The organism is Mucilaginibacter ginkgonis, from assembly GCF_009754905.2.
In the GTDB taxonomy this organism is placed as follows: Bacteria; Bacteroidota; Bacteroidia; order Sphingobacteriales; family Sphingobacteriaceae; genus Mucilaginibacter; species Mucilaginibacter ginkgonis.
On sequence record NZ_CP066775.1, the window covers coordinates 995,815 to 1,011,462 of the forward strand.

Consider the following 15,648-nt stretch of genomic DNA (forward strand, 5'->3'; position numbering starts at 1 on the left):
TGCTATTTGTAACCGTAAGCAGCTAATATCTTTTTTGCCGATGGGCTGAATAAAAAAGCATAAAACTTTCGTCCGTCCTCATAATTATTTACCCTCGACGATTTTAGCAAAACCGCACCTTGAGCAATGGGAGAGTAAAGGCTGTCATCAACATCTATCCACCGTCCTTTACCTTTTTGTTCGGGGCTTAGTACAATTGCTTTAGCCGTAAAAGCGGCTTGTACCGCGCCGGTAAGAAGATATTGATTTACCTGGGCTATACTTTCGCCATAAACGATCTTCGATTGAAGTGCGGTGAGCAATTGTTGCTTCTTAAGTGCTTCTACCGTTGCCTGTCCGTAAGGCGCTAACTGCGGGTTAGCTACAGCAATTTTTGTATAATCTGACAGTAAAAGATCTTTCAATGCAGCCGGGCTGGCTTTACCATCAGGTACCCAAAGTACCAATTGACCATACGCATAGATCTTCGGTTTCTCTAATAGCAGTTTCTTCGCTTCCAATTCCAGCGGGTACTTCATATCCGCAGACATAAATACATCAAAAGGTGCGCCCTGCTCTATTTGAGCAAAAAGTTTTCCGGACGAACTTACAATGAGTTCAGTAGAAATACCGGTCTGTTTTTTGAATTCATCTGCCAATTGCTGTGCCACATATTGAGCGTTAGCGGCTACTGCAAGGCGCATTTTTTGCGCCGATGCCGCTAAACCAAGTAGTAAAAAAATGAAGGAAAAGGCTATTGTCTTTTTCACAAACGTTAGTCTTTAGCAGTTTTGATTTCAATACCGGTTACTTGCCTTACCCATCGGCCCCATTTTTTCTCGCCCGGGATAATAATCTGGAACGGGCCGTTAGAGGCTGGTAACAATTTACCATCTTCTTTATCAGCTAAAATGATATTCTTGTCATTAAACTCGCTGTTGGTTTCCGGCAAGGCTATAACGGCACGATAACCATCTGCTGCTTTTATTAAAATGTATTTAGCCAATGTCTTACCGCTCAGTTTTCCGTTGGGTAATGCACCTGCCTGGTTAACAATATCGGCAAGCAAAACACCGCTGTATTTGTGGTCTTTACCGTCGTGGCCTTTTGCGTCGACGGTAATTTGCTTCATCGCAGTAAACGTTGATGCAGTTATTTTGAAGGGTGATGTTACATCTCCGCTGACGGCCACCGTTTGCGCATTTGCACACAACGTTAGGCATAGCAGCGCAACAGCGGTTAAAAACCTTGTTTTCATTGGGCAGGCCTTGGTGTTAGATGTACGCAAAATATAACAAAAAGCGGAAAGTAATAGCAGGCAGAAAAATATTGCGCCTTTTTAGTTAACCAAAGCAGAGGTTTTAGCCAGCAACGTATTTACGCGGCCTTGCAGGTCTTCCATCTCAAATGGCTTGGCTAAAAAATCGTCCGCGCCTGCTTCTAAAGATGGCTGGTGTACGTTGTGCCCGGCAGAGATAATCAGAACCGGTATATTTTTGGTTGAGGCCTGGCGTTTAAGCTGTTTGCAAACAGTAAGCCCGTCATGGCCGCCCATGGCAATGTCAAGAATGATAAGATCGGGGCGACCTTTTACCGCGTCCATCACAGAGGTTCCGTCATATACCTGCAAAACTTCATGGCCCGAATATTCGAGTATGCCGCGTATTGCATCAACGATAGCCTCATCATCATCTGCAACCAGTATGGTTTTATTTGTCAGTTCCATATTTCACAGGTTAATGTAGATGTTTCGCGATACAAGAGTTAACGGTTGGTTGTCTAACAATATTACAATATTAAATCTGCAAATAAAAGACTTCACAAAAGCTTCATGCAGATATTTGACCATTTTTTGATAATCAGGCAGGTTTGTGGTTACAACTGATAGTGTCTGTATTCAGTTTACACTATTCGCCTTTCTTTGCAGTGGCAACCATGACAATGCCGCCAACCAGTAACACTATTCCAACGTACGGCGGCCAGGCTACCGTTTTTTCACGGTCGGCAGATACTTGTATCGGGCCGGCATCAATCACCTTTTCTTTTTTGGTATAGGTAAAGCCGCCGTATACCAGCATCACAGCCCCTGCTATAATAAGCAAAAAACCAATTATCCTTTTCATGCAGGATAAAGTCTACGGGGCGCCAATTGTTTTAGTTCAACACATGGATATTGTGATATTTCTATATCTTGAAACACCAATTAAAAGCTATGAGAACGAAGATCACTTACAGCCTTGCGGCCGCATTATTATGTGCAGCAACAGCATTTGCACAACCCACGGTTAAAGTCCAAAATGGGACACTCGAGGGCATATCGCTGCCAAAAAGTAACATCACCGTATACCTTGGTGTGCCATTTGCAAAACCGCCTTTGGGCGACCTGCGCTGGCGCGAACCGCAACCTGCCGCTAACTGGGCGGGCGTACGCAAAGCAGACCATTTTGCAGGGCAAGCCATGCAAGGCAGGGTATTTGCCGACATGGTTTTCCGCTCATCGGGTATTACAGAAGATTGTTTGTACCTGAACGTTTGGACACCTGCCAAAACCTCAGCAGCGAAATTGCCGGTATTGGTATATTTCTACGGTGGTGGTTTAGTTGGCGGCGACGGCTCGGAGCCGCGTTATGACGGCGAGAGCATGGCCACTAAAGGAATTGTCGCTGTTACGGTAAATTACCGTTTAGGAATATTCGGCTTTTTTAGCCACCCCGAATTGACCAAAGAATCGCCGCACCATGCATCGGGCAATTATGGCTACTTGGATCAAAGTGCTGCCGTGCAATGGGTAAAGCATAACATAGCCGCCTTCGGCGGCGACCCTGATAAGATCACCATCGCGGGCGAATCGGCGGGTTCTATTTCTACTGCCGCACAAATGGCATCACCACTGACCAGGAATTTGATCGCGGGAGCGATTGGAGAGAGCGGTGCGCCCTTTAAGCCGACACTGGCACCAATGCCGCTTGTGGATTGCGAAAAACTGGGCGAGGCGTTTGCCGCAAAAGAAGGGGTAAGCACACTGGCAGACCTGCGTGCTATACCGGCCGATAAATTATTGGCCGACGCAAGTAAACCCGGCTACTTCAGGATGAGTACAGCGATAGACGGCTATTTCCTGCCGAAATCACCGAATGATATTTACGCTGCAGGCGAGCAGGCCCATGTGCCGCTTTTAGCAGGTTGGAACTCGGCCGAAGTGCCTTTCCAGGCTTTGATGGGTAATGATGCGCCATCACCTGCAAACTATGAAAAGACAGTAAAGGGCCTTTATCCAAACAATGCCGGCGAAGTTTTAATGCTTTACCCGGGTAAGGATACAGCGCAGGTAATCACATCGGCCACCGCCTTAGCCAGCGACAGGTTTATTGTTTACAGTACGTGGAAATGGCTTGACGAGTCGGCGAAAACCGGTGGAAAACCTGTTTACCGTTACCTGTTCTCTAAAATGCGCCCTGCAATGGTTAACCCCGGACCGGTGAAGCCAGGAAAATATCCGCCTGCAGGTGCTTCGCACGCGTCTGAGATCGAATATGCACTGGGTAACCTTGCAGGCAATAATGTTTACGCTTGGACTGCAGATGACGAAAAGGCATCGGCAACAATGGAAGAGTACTTTGCCAACTTCATTAAAACAGGCAACCCGAATGGAAAAGGTTTACCTAAGTGGCCGGCTGTGAAACCAGGTGTTCCTGCACAATACATCAACATAAACGCAAACACCAAAGCCGAGACAGAAACTACCCGCAACAGATATCTGTTTTTGGATAAGCAGTATGTAAAATAGGGCTCGTTTTTAACTTAAAATTCATTATTTTTACAAAGTAATTTGCTCCTAATTAGTTAACTGTTAGATTGATCCCATTTGTTTATTGGTAAATGAATAAACAGCATTTAGTATTAGATAGGCCGGTGTACACCGTGCGCGATCTGTATGATAAGTACGGCGCTATGCTGTATGGTTTCATCTATCACATAGTAAAAGACCGAAGTCTTGCCGAACAATACCTGGTAGATATTTTTAAGGATATTACCCAACAACTTGACGAATTGAATACCAACAACGCAAGTGTTTGGGTGCAGTTGCAAACCATGGCGCGCAATAAGGTGAACAATATGGTTGAAGAGGCCGGCGACAATGAAGCGCAGGGTTTAAAAGCCATCGGCAGTTTTATAGCACGTAACAAATTTCTGGGGCTGATGTCAAATGAGCAACGGATAGTTTTTTGCAACGTCTATTATCATCGTCAATCTACAGCGGCCCTTTCGGCAGAATTAAAGATCACAGAAGAAGCTGTCAGAAGAATATTGAAAGAAGCGTTTTCTATAATGAGGAATAGTGCATGAAGAATATTGAGGAATACATAGAAAGCGGCATTTTAGAAAGCTACGTTCTGGGTATGGCAACGCCCGAGGAAGTAACTGAGTTGCTAAGTATCCAAAAGGTATACCCCGAAGTTGAAATGGCTTTACACAACCTTGAGGTTGATGTGGAACGTATTGCAGGTTTAATGGCCATACCACCGCCGGCGGATACCTGGAATAAGATAGAATCGCAGCTTAATGAAGTGATGCTTGCCGATAAGGAACCTGTACTTTTTAAAGAGTATACCCGGCCGCAGGAAAAGAAGGCGACAAAAGGATCTGAATATATAGAGGTAGAAGAAGTGTCTGACCAGATGCGCGTGCATAAAGCCTGGAAATGGGTTTTCGCGGCAGTGTTTGTTTTAGGCAAAATATTTTTGGGCTGCGCCATATATTTCTATTTGGAAAACCGCCAGGCGCAACAGCAAATCCAGGATTTAAAAACTGAATTGAAGCAGATCAGAAAATAATATTCCGGTCGTGACTCATTCATACCACCTCAATTGCCCTCGATCGTCATATTGTGAATAATCGAGCCAACAAACCATGGTCTACAGACTATGAACCAGAATCTATGGACTATCGTCTATAGTCTTATAGTTTACGGTCTATGGTCTAAATTCCCTACCTTGCACTTTTATACAAACAAGTGACTTTTAAGGATTTTAATTTTAGTGAGCCTTTAAACGAAGGCATCTCAAGTATGGGGTTCAACACCCCCACAGCTATACAACAACAGGCTATACCCATTATTTTAGAAGGTAAAGACATTATAGCCTGTGCGCAAACAGGTACGGGTAAAACCGGTGCATATCTTTTGCCGGTTTTAAGCCGCATCAGCCGGACAGACCAGCAGCAGATTAATACTCTTATACTTGGTCCCACACGCGAGCTGGTGCAGCAAATAGACCAGCAGGTAGAAGGCTTGGCATACTTTGCCAACATCAGTTCGCTTGCTGTGTTTGGCGGGGGCGATGGCATTGCTTATGAACAGCAAAAACGCGGCATCACCAACAAGGTTGATATCGTGATCGCTACGCCGGGCAGGTTGATATCCTTTCTGTCGTCGGGCGCTTTAAAGCTGGATCATTTACAGCATTTCATTTTGGACGAAGCCGACCGAATGCTGGATATGGGTTTCTTTCAGGACATTATGCGCATTATCACTTTTCTGCCGGCCAATCGCCAAACGCTCATGTTCTCTGCCACCATGCCGGGAAAGATCCGCACATTGGCCCGATCAATATTGAAAGATCCCGCCCAGGTTAATATTGCCATATCACAACCTGCCAAAGGCATTTTGCAACAGGTGTACCGCGTTCACGATTCGCAAAAAAGCCATCTGCTGCAGATTATTTTAAAAAGCGGCGAATTTAAAAGCGGTATCATCTTCGCATCGACCAAAGAAAAAGTAAAAGCGTTGGCCAAAGACCTGAAGCATGCGAAATTTGAGGTTGAAGCTTTCCATTCGGACATTGCGCAGAACGAACGCGAGCAAATATTACTCGATTTTAAGAACCGCAAACTTCCGGTAATTATCGGCACAGATGCATTGTCGAGAGGTATCGATGTAGAAGGCATAGACTTGGTTGTGAATTATGATGTACCGGGCGACCCCGAAGATTATATTCACCGCATTGGCCGCACCGCCCGCGCCGAGACAACAGGTACCGCCATCACTTTTGTAAACCGGCAGGACGAGCGCCGCATTAATAATATCCAGGACCTTATTGACCGCAAGATAGAAGAGGTGACACTGCCTGCCGAATTAGGCGAAGTACCGCATGATAAAATAGAGTTTAACCACCCGCGCAAAAGCCGCCGTAATAATAACCACCGCAATAACCGCAACCGTAATAAAGGTGGCGGCGGGCAAAGCAAAGCTTCATCTTAAATAAGCTCATGCCAGCAGAAACATTGCAGTTGCGAACAGTTAATGTAACCCGGTATGTTACTCCCTTGCGCGAAGGGGGCTCTTTACCCGCTATAGCCGAGGCCGATGACGAGTTTTTATATGTGCTGAAGTTCCGCGGGGCAGGGCAGGGCGTTAAGGCGCTCATTGCAGAACTGATTGGCGGTGAGATAGCCAAAGCGCTTGGCTTTAAAATACCCGAGTTGGTGTTTGCCAACCTGGACACAGCCTTCGGCCGTACCGAGCCTGATGAAGAGATACAAGACCTGCTCAAGGGAAGCACAGGGTTAAACCTGGCGCTGCATTATCTGTCGGGTGCCATAACTTTTGATCCGGTAGTTAACCGCCCCGACGCTAAACTGGCTTCGCAAATAGTTTGGCTGGATAGTTTGCTTACCAACGTGGACCGCACCGCCCGCAACACCAATATGCTAATGTGGCACAAGGAACTGTGGCTGATAGACCACGGCGCAGCTTTATATTTTCATCACAACTGGAGCAATTGGGAAGAGCAGGCCACCAAACCGTTCCTCAACATTAAAGATCATGTGCTGCTTCCGTTGGCAACAGAAATGGAAGCGGTGGATGCAGAATTTAAGGCGATATTAACCAGCGGGAAGATAAGGGAAATAGTAAACCTGCTGCCCGATGTATGGCTTGCAGATGGTTTTGATGGCAACCAGCCGCAGGAAGTGCGCGAGGTGTATTATCAATTCCTTACCCGCCGCATCGCCGTATCAAACGTATTTATTAACCAGGCTGATCATGCAAGAGAAACACTTATTTGAGTATGCCGTAATCCGCGTGGTACCCAGGGTAGAGCGCGAAGAGTTTTTAAATGTGGGCGTAATATTATACTGCAAGCAGCAAAAGTTCCTGCATTTAAAATTTGTGGTCGATGCACGGAAACTCACCGCGTTTTGCGCAAGCTGCAACGTTGATGAGATAGAAGATAACTTGCAGGCGTTAAACAAAATATGCAACGGCGAAAAAAATGGCGGGCCCATCGCTTTACTGGACGCGCCATCTCGATTCAGATGGATCACCGCCGCAAAAAGTACAGTCGTACAGGCATCAAAAGTGCACCCCGGCCTGTGTATTGATGCCAATCAAACACTCGATAAGTTATTCGCTCAGTTGGTTTTGTGACAGCCCGCACAACTTTAAGCTTTGAAAAATCGTAAGTGTTTAAGAACAAAATAAAGGTTGACGCCTTTAAGCGTTGACTACGTATTGTTTTTTAAACATCTACTCATGAAAAAGATATTCTACACATTAGCACTCGTTGCCGGTCTTTCGGCAACAAATGTCGCAAAAGCACAAACTACAGATCAGGACAAACAACCTGTTGCTGCCACCACCCAAACAGATTATGCTACAGGCCAAAACGCTGCTATGTGGAAACACAACATTGCAGGCGCCGCAGGCATACAGGTAACTTATCGCCACTACAACCTCGACCAGATAAACCAGGCGCTGAATGCAAATGGTATCCCGTCTTTAGGTAACAGCGATATATTTTTAAACCTGACTATGGACCATATCCACGGCGCATGGATTTTTGAAGATGGTTTAGGTTTAACGCCGCTCACTACATCGCGCAACAATAATTTTAAGGCAAGTTTCGGTCAGGCGCAGGCATATTTTAGGGCAGGATATAATGTTACTAAAGGTCAGCCGGTGTCGTTCTTTCCGTTTGCAGGGCTAAACTTTAGCGGCGCTATGCTGCACTTGAAAGACGAAGCGCGCGAGAATACTGTAAACAATTTTACAACAGGCTTACTGGCCAGCACATCAAGCAAAACCTATTACCAGGGCAACTTCGGCATCGAGCTTGGCGCCGGTTTGGATTACAACATCAAAATGAAATCAAAAGTGACAGATTGCGTTACCATAGACCGCAGCATCCCTATCGGCATAAGAGCGGGTTATTACATTAATGCCGCCCGCGGCGATTGGAAATTTAGTGACCATACGTTAGACGGCTCACCAACCAAAAATCAAAGCGCCGTTTTCGTTTCGTTCAGTGTTGGGCTGGGTTATAGCATTCATAAACAATAAGTTATACGTTAAATCTTTTTTTAAGGCATCTGCTTACCGCAGGTGCCTTTTTTGCTGAATGTTAACCCGTAACAAGTTTGTTAACATAATGATAATGTGATATTAACTTTTGCGTAACCTAACTTCGCGCTCAAATTATCAGCACATTCCATGAAAAAAGCCGAATTAAGATTACTGGTTAAAGAAGCACGTAAAGAGACTAAAAAAGTTATAGCGGCAAAGGTTGCAGCAGATGTTAATGAGATAGTTGCACAAATGGGTCACGACTCAAAAAAACTTTCTAAATTAATAGAGAAGGCGTCTAAACAACTTTCAAAGAAGATCGCTAAAGACATCAAGATCGATAAGAAGAGCATTGCCGGCGAGCAAAAAGAAGCGCCTGCTGCAGAGGCCCGGCCGCAAGAAAATTAATATCTTAGGGCATGCAAACGCAGCCCCGTTATCCAAATGTCTATTTATACAGGCGCGTGGTAAATGCCAAATTGTTTATCGATACGAATTACCACGAGCCCATCAATTTGGATGATATTGCCGACGAGGCATTTTTCTCCAAATTCCACTTTATAAGGTTATTCAGGGCGGCGTACAACTATACGCCGCACCAATACCTTACCCGTGTCCGGGTCGATAAGGCATCATTGCTATTACAGAAAGGTACAAGTGTATCCCAAACCTGCTACGCAGTAGGCTTCGACAGCGTGCCGTCCTTTTCGGCGCTTTTTAAAAAAGTTTTTAAACTGTCGCCGGCGCTATACAGACAGCGTGCTTTAGAACGCCGGAAGGATATATTGTTATCTCCGCACAAATACATACCCAATTGCTTTGCTGAGAAGAAGGGCTGGGTATAAGATTCGCAATTTTCGATAAGACGCGACGGTTGGCATTCGTTTTCTTTGAAGAAAAAACGATGATCACCAAATTAAACCATGTAAGCATTTTTGTCCTTGATCAGGACAGTGCTTTTGATTTTTACGTAAACAAGTTAGGCTTTAAAGTGCACACAGACGCGGCGATGGGGCCGGGCATGCGCTGGCTAACGGTTACACCACCCGAACAATCCGACCTTGAGATCTCTTTGATGGCTATATCAGAGGGGATGATGTTCAAAGGCGAAGCCGCCGAAAAGATGCGCGACCTGGTTAAGAACGGCACCTTTGGTTTTGGCGTGTTTGAATGCAACGACCTGCAGGCTACTTACGAAGAACTGAAGTCAAAAGGCGTTGAATTTACAAAAGAGCCAACTAAAGAATTTTATGGTTATGAGGCCTTATTTAAAGACGACTCGGGCAACTGGTTTTCGTTAGGACAAAAGAAATAGTATTAAGCCGCCGATAAGGCGGCTTTTCTTTTGGCGGCATTTTTTTTGTTAATGTTGCCGCATGTCGCAGATGGATATTTTTGGCGCTTCGCAGAAGCGGGAGGTCCTTCCCGGGTTGTTGGATTACCTTCCGGGCTTCATAACCGCCGGAGAAAGCGCAGATTTGTTGCAGCATTTAATAAATACTTCGCCGTGGACACAACGCTCTGTGATCATGTATGGCAAGGCGGTGCTGACGCCCCGGCTTACTGCCTGGTTTGGCGACAGGAATATCGACCCGGTTTTTAATGGCGACGGCTTGGCGCCGCATGACTGGACACCGGAGTTATTGAGTTTGAAGGAAAGGGTAGAAGTGGAGTCGGGGATCGAATTTAACAGCGTTCTACTAAATTACTACCGCGATGGCAATGACTCTGTAAGCTGGCATGACGACCGCGACGGCTTGGAAGGCCGCAACAAATTTGTGGTATCATTAAGCCTGGGCGCCACACGTTCATTTGACATACGGCGCAAAGATGACCACGCCATAAAATATTCCATCCCGCTTGAGAGCGGGTCGTATCTGTTCATGAAAAACGACTTTCAAAAAGACTGGCAGCACAGGATTGCTAAGTCGGTCAACATAATCAAACCCAGGATCAACCTTACTTTTCGCGTAAGCAAAACGGTTTGACCGTATAGCCATCAAGAATTCTCACAACTATTTGGAGATGTGAATTGAATAACTGATATTTACGGTAACTAATTATTTGTAAACCGTATTGAGAAAGTTTTTCGCCATAGCGCTATTGAGTATCCACCTGTTTAATCTGGCAGGCTACTACGCGTTGTACCAATACTTTGTTTACAAAAGCGATAAGGTGATGAATGAGCACATCGCCAAGAACCAATACAACGTTAACGAGTTGATAGAGGTTAAAATTCCTGTCAACCTGCCTTACGTTACCAGCTGGAGAAACTACGAGTCTATTAGCGGTCAGGTACAGTTTAAAAATGTTTGTTACAACTACGTAAAGCTAAAACTTACGGCCGATACCATGTATGTTAAATGTGTACCCAACTATGAAAAAACAAGGTTGGTGAGCAATAACGTTATCAAGGTAAAGGAGATTGCAGATGTGCCTGTAAGTAAACACGATGCTCCGCTTATTAAAAAGAGCGTAGACGATATTTATCATTACGAAAGCTTTGCCTTTCAACCCAATAACAGAGCGACTGTCATAAAACAATTTGGCTTTTATAAAGCCATTTCTGTTGCTCAAGGTGTTGCAGAAACTCCTTTTCTGCCACCGGAAACCGTTTAACCCACCTTTCGGGCTTGTGGTTGTATGCGTATAATAACGCGTATAGCCTGCTTTTGCAGATAGTCTGCAACATTTCTGCCCGGCGCAACCAACTGTTTTATTGAAATTTTATCGTGCGCTGCTGCGTTGCGGTAAGCAAATGTTTTTATGTACAATCTTAGTGCAGAACAAAAGCTATATTTTGTTCTACGACTGGCGGTAGCTATGTGCTTTATCGGGCACGGCGCCTTTGGTATCATAACTAAGCCTATTTGGGCTAATTATTTCGCGGTATTTGGCATCGGCCATGACATGGCGTTTAAGCTAATGCCATGGGTTGGCGCGGCAGATATTGCCCTTGGTATTACCATGTTGGTTTACCCGGTAAGGGCTATAGCAGGCTGGCTGGTGATTTGGGGACTGGTTACCGCTTCCCTTCGCCCGCTGTCCGGCGAGCCATTTGCAGAGCTGATAGAGCGTGCCGGCAACTTTGGCGCGCCGCTATGCCTGCTTATGTTGGTTGGGTTGCCAGATACCTTTAAAGGCTGGTTTACACTTATATCGCCCGAGATAAAGATCAGCGAAGCAAGATCAAAGCAATTAACAAACGTTTTGCGTGTACTGGTATTTCTTTTACTGGCCGGTCACGGCTGGCTTAACCTTATCCATAAGAAAGGATTGATAGACCAATACACCCGCCTGGGTTTTGCTAACCCTGTTAACGTAGCTTTTACCGCGGGTATGTTTGAGCTTTTTGCAGCGCTTACCGTGTTGGTAAAGCCTGTTAAAAGCCTGCTTCTTATACTGTTTATCTGGAAGATAAGCACAGAACTATTTTATCCACACTGGGAAGTCTTTGAATGGGTTGAACGCGGCGGCAGCTATGGATGCATCCTTGCGCTATTGATGTCCCTCCAGTTCCAAACCTCAAAGGGCTTTACCTTAAACTTTACATCACACAAAACCAAACCTATTAATTAAAACTCGATATGATTAAAACCTTACTTAACCGTTTTAGCAAAATATGGCTCATAGGCTGTTTCCTGGCTGTAACGATCAATGCCAGCGGCCAGACAGAGAATGACGCCATCATGATCCCTAAAAACTACATCTGCCCTGCTTTTATGTATAACTATGGCAGCTGGGACCATTACTGGGAAGGTACTTTCAACCGCGATAATGCCAACCTGGGTACCGTAAGCACCAAAATGTATACCGCGGCTGTGGTATATGGCCTTACAAATAATATCAACCTTATCGCCGCCGCGCCTTATGTAGCAACGCATGCAACGGCCGGCACATTAGCCAACCAAAAAGGCGTTCAGGACCTGCATTTTACGCTTAAATACATGCCGCTTGAAACGGTGGTTGGTGGTGGCGTACTATCTGCATATGCTATTGGCAGCTACAGTTTGCCGCTCACCAATTATGTTGCAGATTTTCTGCCGATGTCTATCGGTGTGCGCAGCAGAACTTTTTCTATAAGGGGTATGCTTGATTACCAGGTGAAAAACTTCTTTATCACCGGTTCGGGCCAATATAATCAAAGGCAAGACATTACTATTGACCGCCCGGCCTACTACACTACCCAACTTATTTACAGTAACCAGGTGGCTATGCCTAATGTAATGAACTACAACGGCCGCCTGGGTTATCGCAGTGCCAGTTTCCGTGCCGAGGCTATTGTTGATAACAATACCACTTTGGGCGGCTTTGATATCACCAAAAACAATATGCCTTTCCCAAGTAATCGCATGAATGCTACTTCGCTCGGCCTGAACTTTAAATATTCATTCCAATCGGGGCTTGAACTTAGTGCCGGTGGCAGCAGGGTTGTGGCGGGCCGCAACGTTGGCCAAACCACCATGGTGGGCGGCGGTATAGATTATCTGTTTAGCCTTAACAAGAGAAAGAAAACCAATAAAACTGTAATTAAAGCAGTTAACGAAAAATAAGATGACTAAGATGAAGAATATATTTAAAAACGTACTGCTGTTTTCAATTGCAGGTTTGGTACTGTCTGCCTGCAAAAAGGAGATGATATCTACTACGCAAACCATTAGTGCGCTGGCACCTGCAAGCCAGGACCTTAATGCCGATAACTGGAAACCGATATTAATAACAGGCTTTAGCGACCTTACAGTTGCTACGCCTGATGCTGTGGGCTCTACTGCTTACACTGCTGATATTAATGAAGTGAAAGCAATGCAGCAAAACCTGACCAAAGATCAGCAGGCCAATATCAATTACTGGAGTGCAGGCGCCGTTTTGCGCTGGAATGAGATCTTGCGCGAACTGGTTGCAAAATACAATCTGCCACCTTATCAGAATAACGACGGCACATACCCTGCGCCAAACGCGGCAAATCCGTTTCAATATCCGCAGTTCCCGTTCAGCAACCCGCCGTATGCGGCACGTTCTTACGCCTATGTAAGTGCAGCACAGTATGACGCTTTGATTGCTGCTTATCACTTTAAAAAATTATACAACCGCGCAGCGCCGTATAAGAATGACGCAGGTGTACAGGCGCTGATCCCAAAATCAGACCTGCCATCATACCCAAGCGAAGATGCCGTGGTTGCGGGTACAGTGGTAGAAACCATGAAATTATTGTTCCCGACTGAGGTAGCCTATATTGAGCAAAAAGCCGCCGATGAGGAAAACTATCGTTTGGCTGCAGGTGCTAATACCCGCAGCGACTGGGATGCAGGTTTCTCTTTAGGCCGCCAAGTGGCTTTAAAATTTGTAACCCGTGCACGCGGGGACAGGGCAGGTGCCGCAATTGGTACGCCTGCAATATGGAGCGCGCTGGAAACAAATACTGCCGCGACAGGTGAGACGCCATGGATCAGCTTAGAGTCGCCAAAAAGACCGCCGATGCTGCCGCTGTTCAGCAAGGTTAAAACTTTCCTGTTTGATTCGCTTACCGTTATCGCTTTACGCCCGCCTCCGCCACCTTCTGTAAAAAGTGCCGAGTTTCAAAAACAGGTTGATGAAGTAAATAATCTTGCCGCCAATATTACCCGCCAGCAAAACGCCACCGTTGCCTTTTGGGCAGACGGTGTGGGTACTTACACCCCGCCGGGGCACTGGGACTATATTGCCGCTACTGAGTTTATTAAACAAAACTGGAGCGAAGTGCGATGGGCGCGTAATATGGCTTACCTGAACATGGCCATGATGGATGCCGGCATTGTATGCTGGGACACCAAGTATTTTTATTTTAACGCAAGGCCGTCGCAGATCAATCCAAATGTAAAAACATACACAGGGGTGCCAAACTTCCCGGCTTATACATCAGGGCACTCGAACTTTAGCGCCGCCGCGGCAACTTATTTAAGTTACATACTTCCCGATAGGGGCAGCAAGTTTACAGATATGGCGCAAGAAGCTGCCATGTCGCGCTTGTACGGTGGTATCCACTATCGCATTGACTGCGAGATGGGCCTGGTTACGGGCGGCAAAGTTGGCCTGTATGCCGTTGCAAAAGCAAAGGCAGACGGTGCCGACAATTAATAACGGAGTTTAGTTGATTCTTTATATAATTTGGTTTGAACGCCCGGCTGGTTACCGGGCGTTTTTTTGTAATAAGCTGCCCGTATCGGTTTATGAGTCGCGTTAGCGATTGCAGCGGAAAGCCCACAGGGCCGTCCAGATAACATCGGGACCGGACCGAGGACTGGAAGCGAAAAGCGCGACCCGACAAAGGAGGGTAACGCCCAAATCTTTTCTAATTTAAATCAACTTCACTGGTTATAACTTATCCATAAATTAATGCTCCCGAACCATCTTCAAACTTTACTGTTATATTGTTGAATCATTTTGACCTATGGACTATTACAATATATTAGGCTTAAAAAAAGGCGCGTCTGACAAGGACATAAAAAGCGCTTACCGTAAGCTGGCCCGTAAATACCATCCCGACCTTAACCCTAACGACAAAGAGGCCAATAAAAAATTCCAGGAAATAAACGAAGCCAATGAAGTTTTGAGCGACCCTGACAAACGCAAAAAATACGACGACTATGGCGATAACTGGCAACACGCCGAAGCCTATGAGCAACAGAAACAACAGGCAGGCAGCCGTCAGTACAGTGGCTACCAGGGGGGCGGACAGGGCGGTGGTTTTAACTACGAAAGCTTTGGCGATGGAGGCGATTTCTCTGACTATTTTAGCCAGATGTTTAGTGGCATGGGTGGTGGCGGCGGCCGGCAGGCCCGTTACCGCGGCCAGGATTACAGTTCAGAGTTGCATTTAAACCTGCGCGACATACTGGAATCGCAAAAAAAGACCTTAACGGTTAACGGCAAAAACATCAGGATTACTATTCCGGCAGGTGTAGAGAACGGGCAGACCATTAAAATTGCAGGGCATGGCGGGGCAGGTACCAATGGCGGCCCTGCGGGCGACTTGCTGATCACGTTTGTGATCAAAGACGACCCGCAATTTAAGCGCGATGGCAATAACCTGCAAACCAATGTAAACATAGACCTGTATACCGCGGTGTTGGGTGGCGATACCATTGCAGAGACGCTGGCCGGTAAAGTTAAAGTACCTGTTAAACCCGGTACGCAAAACAACACCAAAGTGAAACTCAAAGGCAAAGGCATGCCGGTCTATAAAAAGGACGGCCAGTTTGGCGATCTGTACATCAATTACCAGGTGCAGATACCTACCGACCTTACAGAGAAGCAAAAAGAATTATTTAAACAACTGCAAAACGCATAGC

General features: G+C 45.9%; 21 protein-coding genes. 16 read left to right on the forward strand and 5 right to left on the reverse strand.

Going from position 1 to position 15,648, the window contains the following annotated elements; genetic code table 11:
* Positions 1-2: 2 nt before the first annotated feature.
* The 4 genes from modA to GO620_RS04595 form a co-directional block, all read right to left on the reverse strand.
* On the reverse strand, positions 3-749 hold the full coding sequence (gene modA / locus GO620_RS04580) for a molybdate ABC transporter substrate-binding protein (RefSeq protein ID WP_198173616.1): 747 nt from the start codon (positions 747-749) through the stop codon (positions 3-5).
* A 5-nt stretch (positions 750-754) separates the two neighbouring features.
* On the reverse strand, positions 755-1,237 hold the full coding sequence (locus GO620_RS04585) for a molybdopterin-dependent oxidoreductase (protein WP_157526753.1): 483 nt from the start codon (positions 1,235-1,237) through the stop codon (positions 755-757).
* 81 nt (positions 1,238-1,318) lie between these two features.
* Complete coding sequence (locus GO620_RS04590) at positions 1,319-1,705, reverse strand: response regulator transcription factor (RefSeq protein WP_244139460.1); 387 nt, start codon at positions 1,703-1,705, stop codon at positions 1,319-1,321.
* Positions 1,706-1,886: 181 nt separating this feature from the next.
* The gene (locus GO620_RS04595; RefSeq protein WP_157526752.1) at positions 1,887-2,102 is read right to left on the reverse strand and encodes a hypothetical protein; all 216 of its coding nucleotides are present in this window, start codon (positions 2,100-2,102) and stop codon (positions 1,887-1,889) included.
* Positions 2,103-2,191: 89 nt separating this feature from the next.
* On the opposite strand from GO620_RS04595, the gene GO620_RS04600 reads away from it, so the two are divergent.
* From GO620_RS04600 to GO620_RS04655, 12 genes are all read left to right on the forward strand, one after another.
* The gene (locus GO620_RS04600; RefSeq protein ID WP_157526751.1) at positions 2,192-3,766 is read left to right on the forward strand and encodes a carboxylesterase/lipase family protein; all 1,575 of its coding nucleotides are present in this window, start codon (positions 2,192-2,194) and stop codon (positions 3,764-3,766) included.
* Between the two features lie 92 nt (positions 3,767-3,858).
* On the forward strand, positions 3,859-4,326 hold the full coding sequence (locus GO620_RS04605) for an RNA polymerase sigma factor (protein WP_157526750.1): 468 nt from the start codon (positions 3,859-3,861) through the stop codon (positions 4,324-4,326).
* Positions 4,323-4,814, forward strand: a complete 492-nt coding sequence (locus GO620_RS04610; RefSeq protein ID WP_157526749.1) for a beta/alpha barrel domain-containing protein — start codon at positions 4,323-4,325, stop codon at positions 4,812-4,814. The genes GO620_RS04605 and GO620_RS04610 overlap by 4 nt, the downstream gene beginning before the upstream one ends.
* A 233-nt stretch (positions 4,815-5,047) precedes the next feature.
* Positions 5,048-6,238 (forward strand): DEAD/DEAH box helicase, encoded by a 1,191-nt coding sequence (locus tag GO620_RS04615; RefSeq protein WP_157526748.1) that lies wholly within the window; start codon positions 5,048-5,050, stop codon positions 6,236-6,238.
* Positions 6,239-6,246: 8 nt separating this feature from the next.
* Positions 6,247-7,044, forward strand: a complete 798-nt coding sequence (locus tag GO620_RS04620) for a HipA family kinase (RefSeq protein WP_157526747.1) — start codon at positions 6,247-6,249, stop codon at positions 7,042-7,044.
* Positions 7,022-7,405 (forward strand): DUF3037 domain-containing protein, encoded by a 384-nt coding sequence (locus tag GO620_RS04625; RefSeq protein WP_157526746.1) that lies wholly within the window; start codon positions 7,022-7,024, stop codon positions 7,403-7,405. The genes GO620_RS04620 and GO620_RS04625 overlap by 23 nt, the downstream gene beginning before the upstream one ends.
* 105 nt (positions 7,406-7,510) lie before the next feature.
* Positions 7,511-8,317, forward strand: a complete 807-nt coding sequence (locus GO620_RS04630; protein ID WP_157526745.1) for a hypothetical protein — start codon at positions 7,511-7,513, stop codon at positions 8,315-8,317.
* Between the two features lie 150 nt (positions 8,318-8,467).
* Positions 8,468-8,728 (forward strand): hypothetical protein, encoded by a 261-nt coding sequence (locus tag GO620_RS04635; protein WP_157526744.1) that lies wholly within the window; start codon positions 8,468-8,470, stop codon positions 8,726-8,728.
* 11 nt (positions 8,729-8,739) lie between these two features.
* Positions 8,740-9,165: a helix-turn-helix domain-containing protein gene (locus tag GO620_RS04640; RefSeq protein WP_157526743.1), complete on the forward strand. Its 426-nt coding sequence runs from the start codon at positions 8,740-8,742 to the stop codon at positions 9,163-9,165.
* Between the two features lie 59 nt (positions 9,166-9,224).
* Positions 9,225-9,635: a VOC family protein gene (locus GO620_RS04645; RefSeq protein ID WP_157526742.1), complete on the forward strand. Its 411-nt coding sequence runs from the start codon at positions 9,225-9,227 to the stop codon at positions 9,633-9,635.
* 61 nt (positions 9,636-9,696) lie between these two features.
* Positions 9,697-10,308 carry an alpha-ketoglutarate-dependent dioxygenase AlkB family protein gene (locus GO620_RS04650; RefSeq protein WP_157526741.1) on the forward strand — a complete coding sequence of 204 codons (612 nt, stop codon included), beginning with the start codon at positions 9,697-9,699 and terminating at the stop codon, positions 10,306-10,308.
* 88 nt (positions 10,309-10,396) lie between these two features.
* Positions 10,397-10,939, forward strand: coding sequence for a hypothetical protein (locus tag GO620_RS04655; RefSeq protein ID WP_157526740.1), 543 nt, complete (start codon positions 10,397-10,399; stop codon positions 10,937-10,939).
* On the opposite strand, the gene GO620_RS04660 is transcribed toward GO620_RS04655, so the two are convergent.
* Positions 10,936-11,094, reverse strand: a complete 159-nt coding sequence (locus tag GO620_RS04660; RefSeq protein WP_200230677.1) for a hypothetical protein — start codon at positions 11,092-11,094, stop codon at positions 10,936-10,938. The two genes, GO620_RS04655 and GO620_RS04660, sit on opposite strands and share 4 nt — an antisense overlap.
* Here GO620_RS04660 and GO620_RS04665 point away from each other — a divergent pair.
* The 4 genes from GO620_RS04665 to GO620_RS04680 all read left to right on the forward strand — a co-directional run bounded on the left by GO620_RS04665 (position 11,087) and on the right by GO620_RS04680 (position 15,647).
* Positions 11,087-11,899 carry a hypothetical protein gene (locus GO620_RS04665; RefSeq protein WP_157526739.1) on the forward strand — a complete coding sequence of 271 codons (813 nt, stop codon included), beginning with the start codon at positions 11,087-11,089 and terminating at the stop codon, positions 11,897-11,899. The genes GO620_RS04660 and GO620_RS04665 overlap by 8 nt on opposite strands.
* An 8-nt stretch (positions 11,900-11,907) precedes the next feature.
* Positions 11,908-12,873, forward strand: a complete 966-nt coding sequence (locus tag GO620_RS04670) for a hypothetical protein (RefSeq protein ID WP_157526738.1) — start codon at positions 11,908-11,910, stop codon at positions 12,871-12,873.
* A gap of 10 nt (positions 12,874-12,883) precedes the next feature.
* Complete coding sequence (locus GO620_RS04675; RefSeq protein ID WP_157526737.1) at positions 12,884-14,434, forward strand: phosphatase PAP2 family protein; 1,551 nt, start codon at positions 12,884-12,886, stop codon at positions 14,432-14,434.
* A gap of 313 nt (positions 14,435-14,747) precedes the next feature.
* Entirely contained in the window at positions 14,748-15,647 is a 900-nt protein-coding gene (locus GO620_RS04680; protein WP_157526736.1) for a DnaJ C-terminal domain-containing protein, read from the forward strand.
* Position 15,648 lies beyond the last annotated feature (1 nt).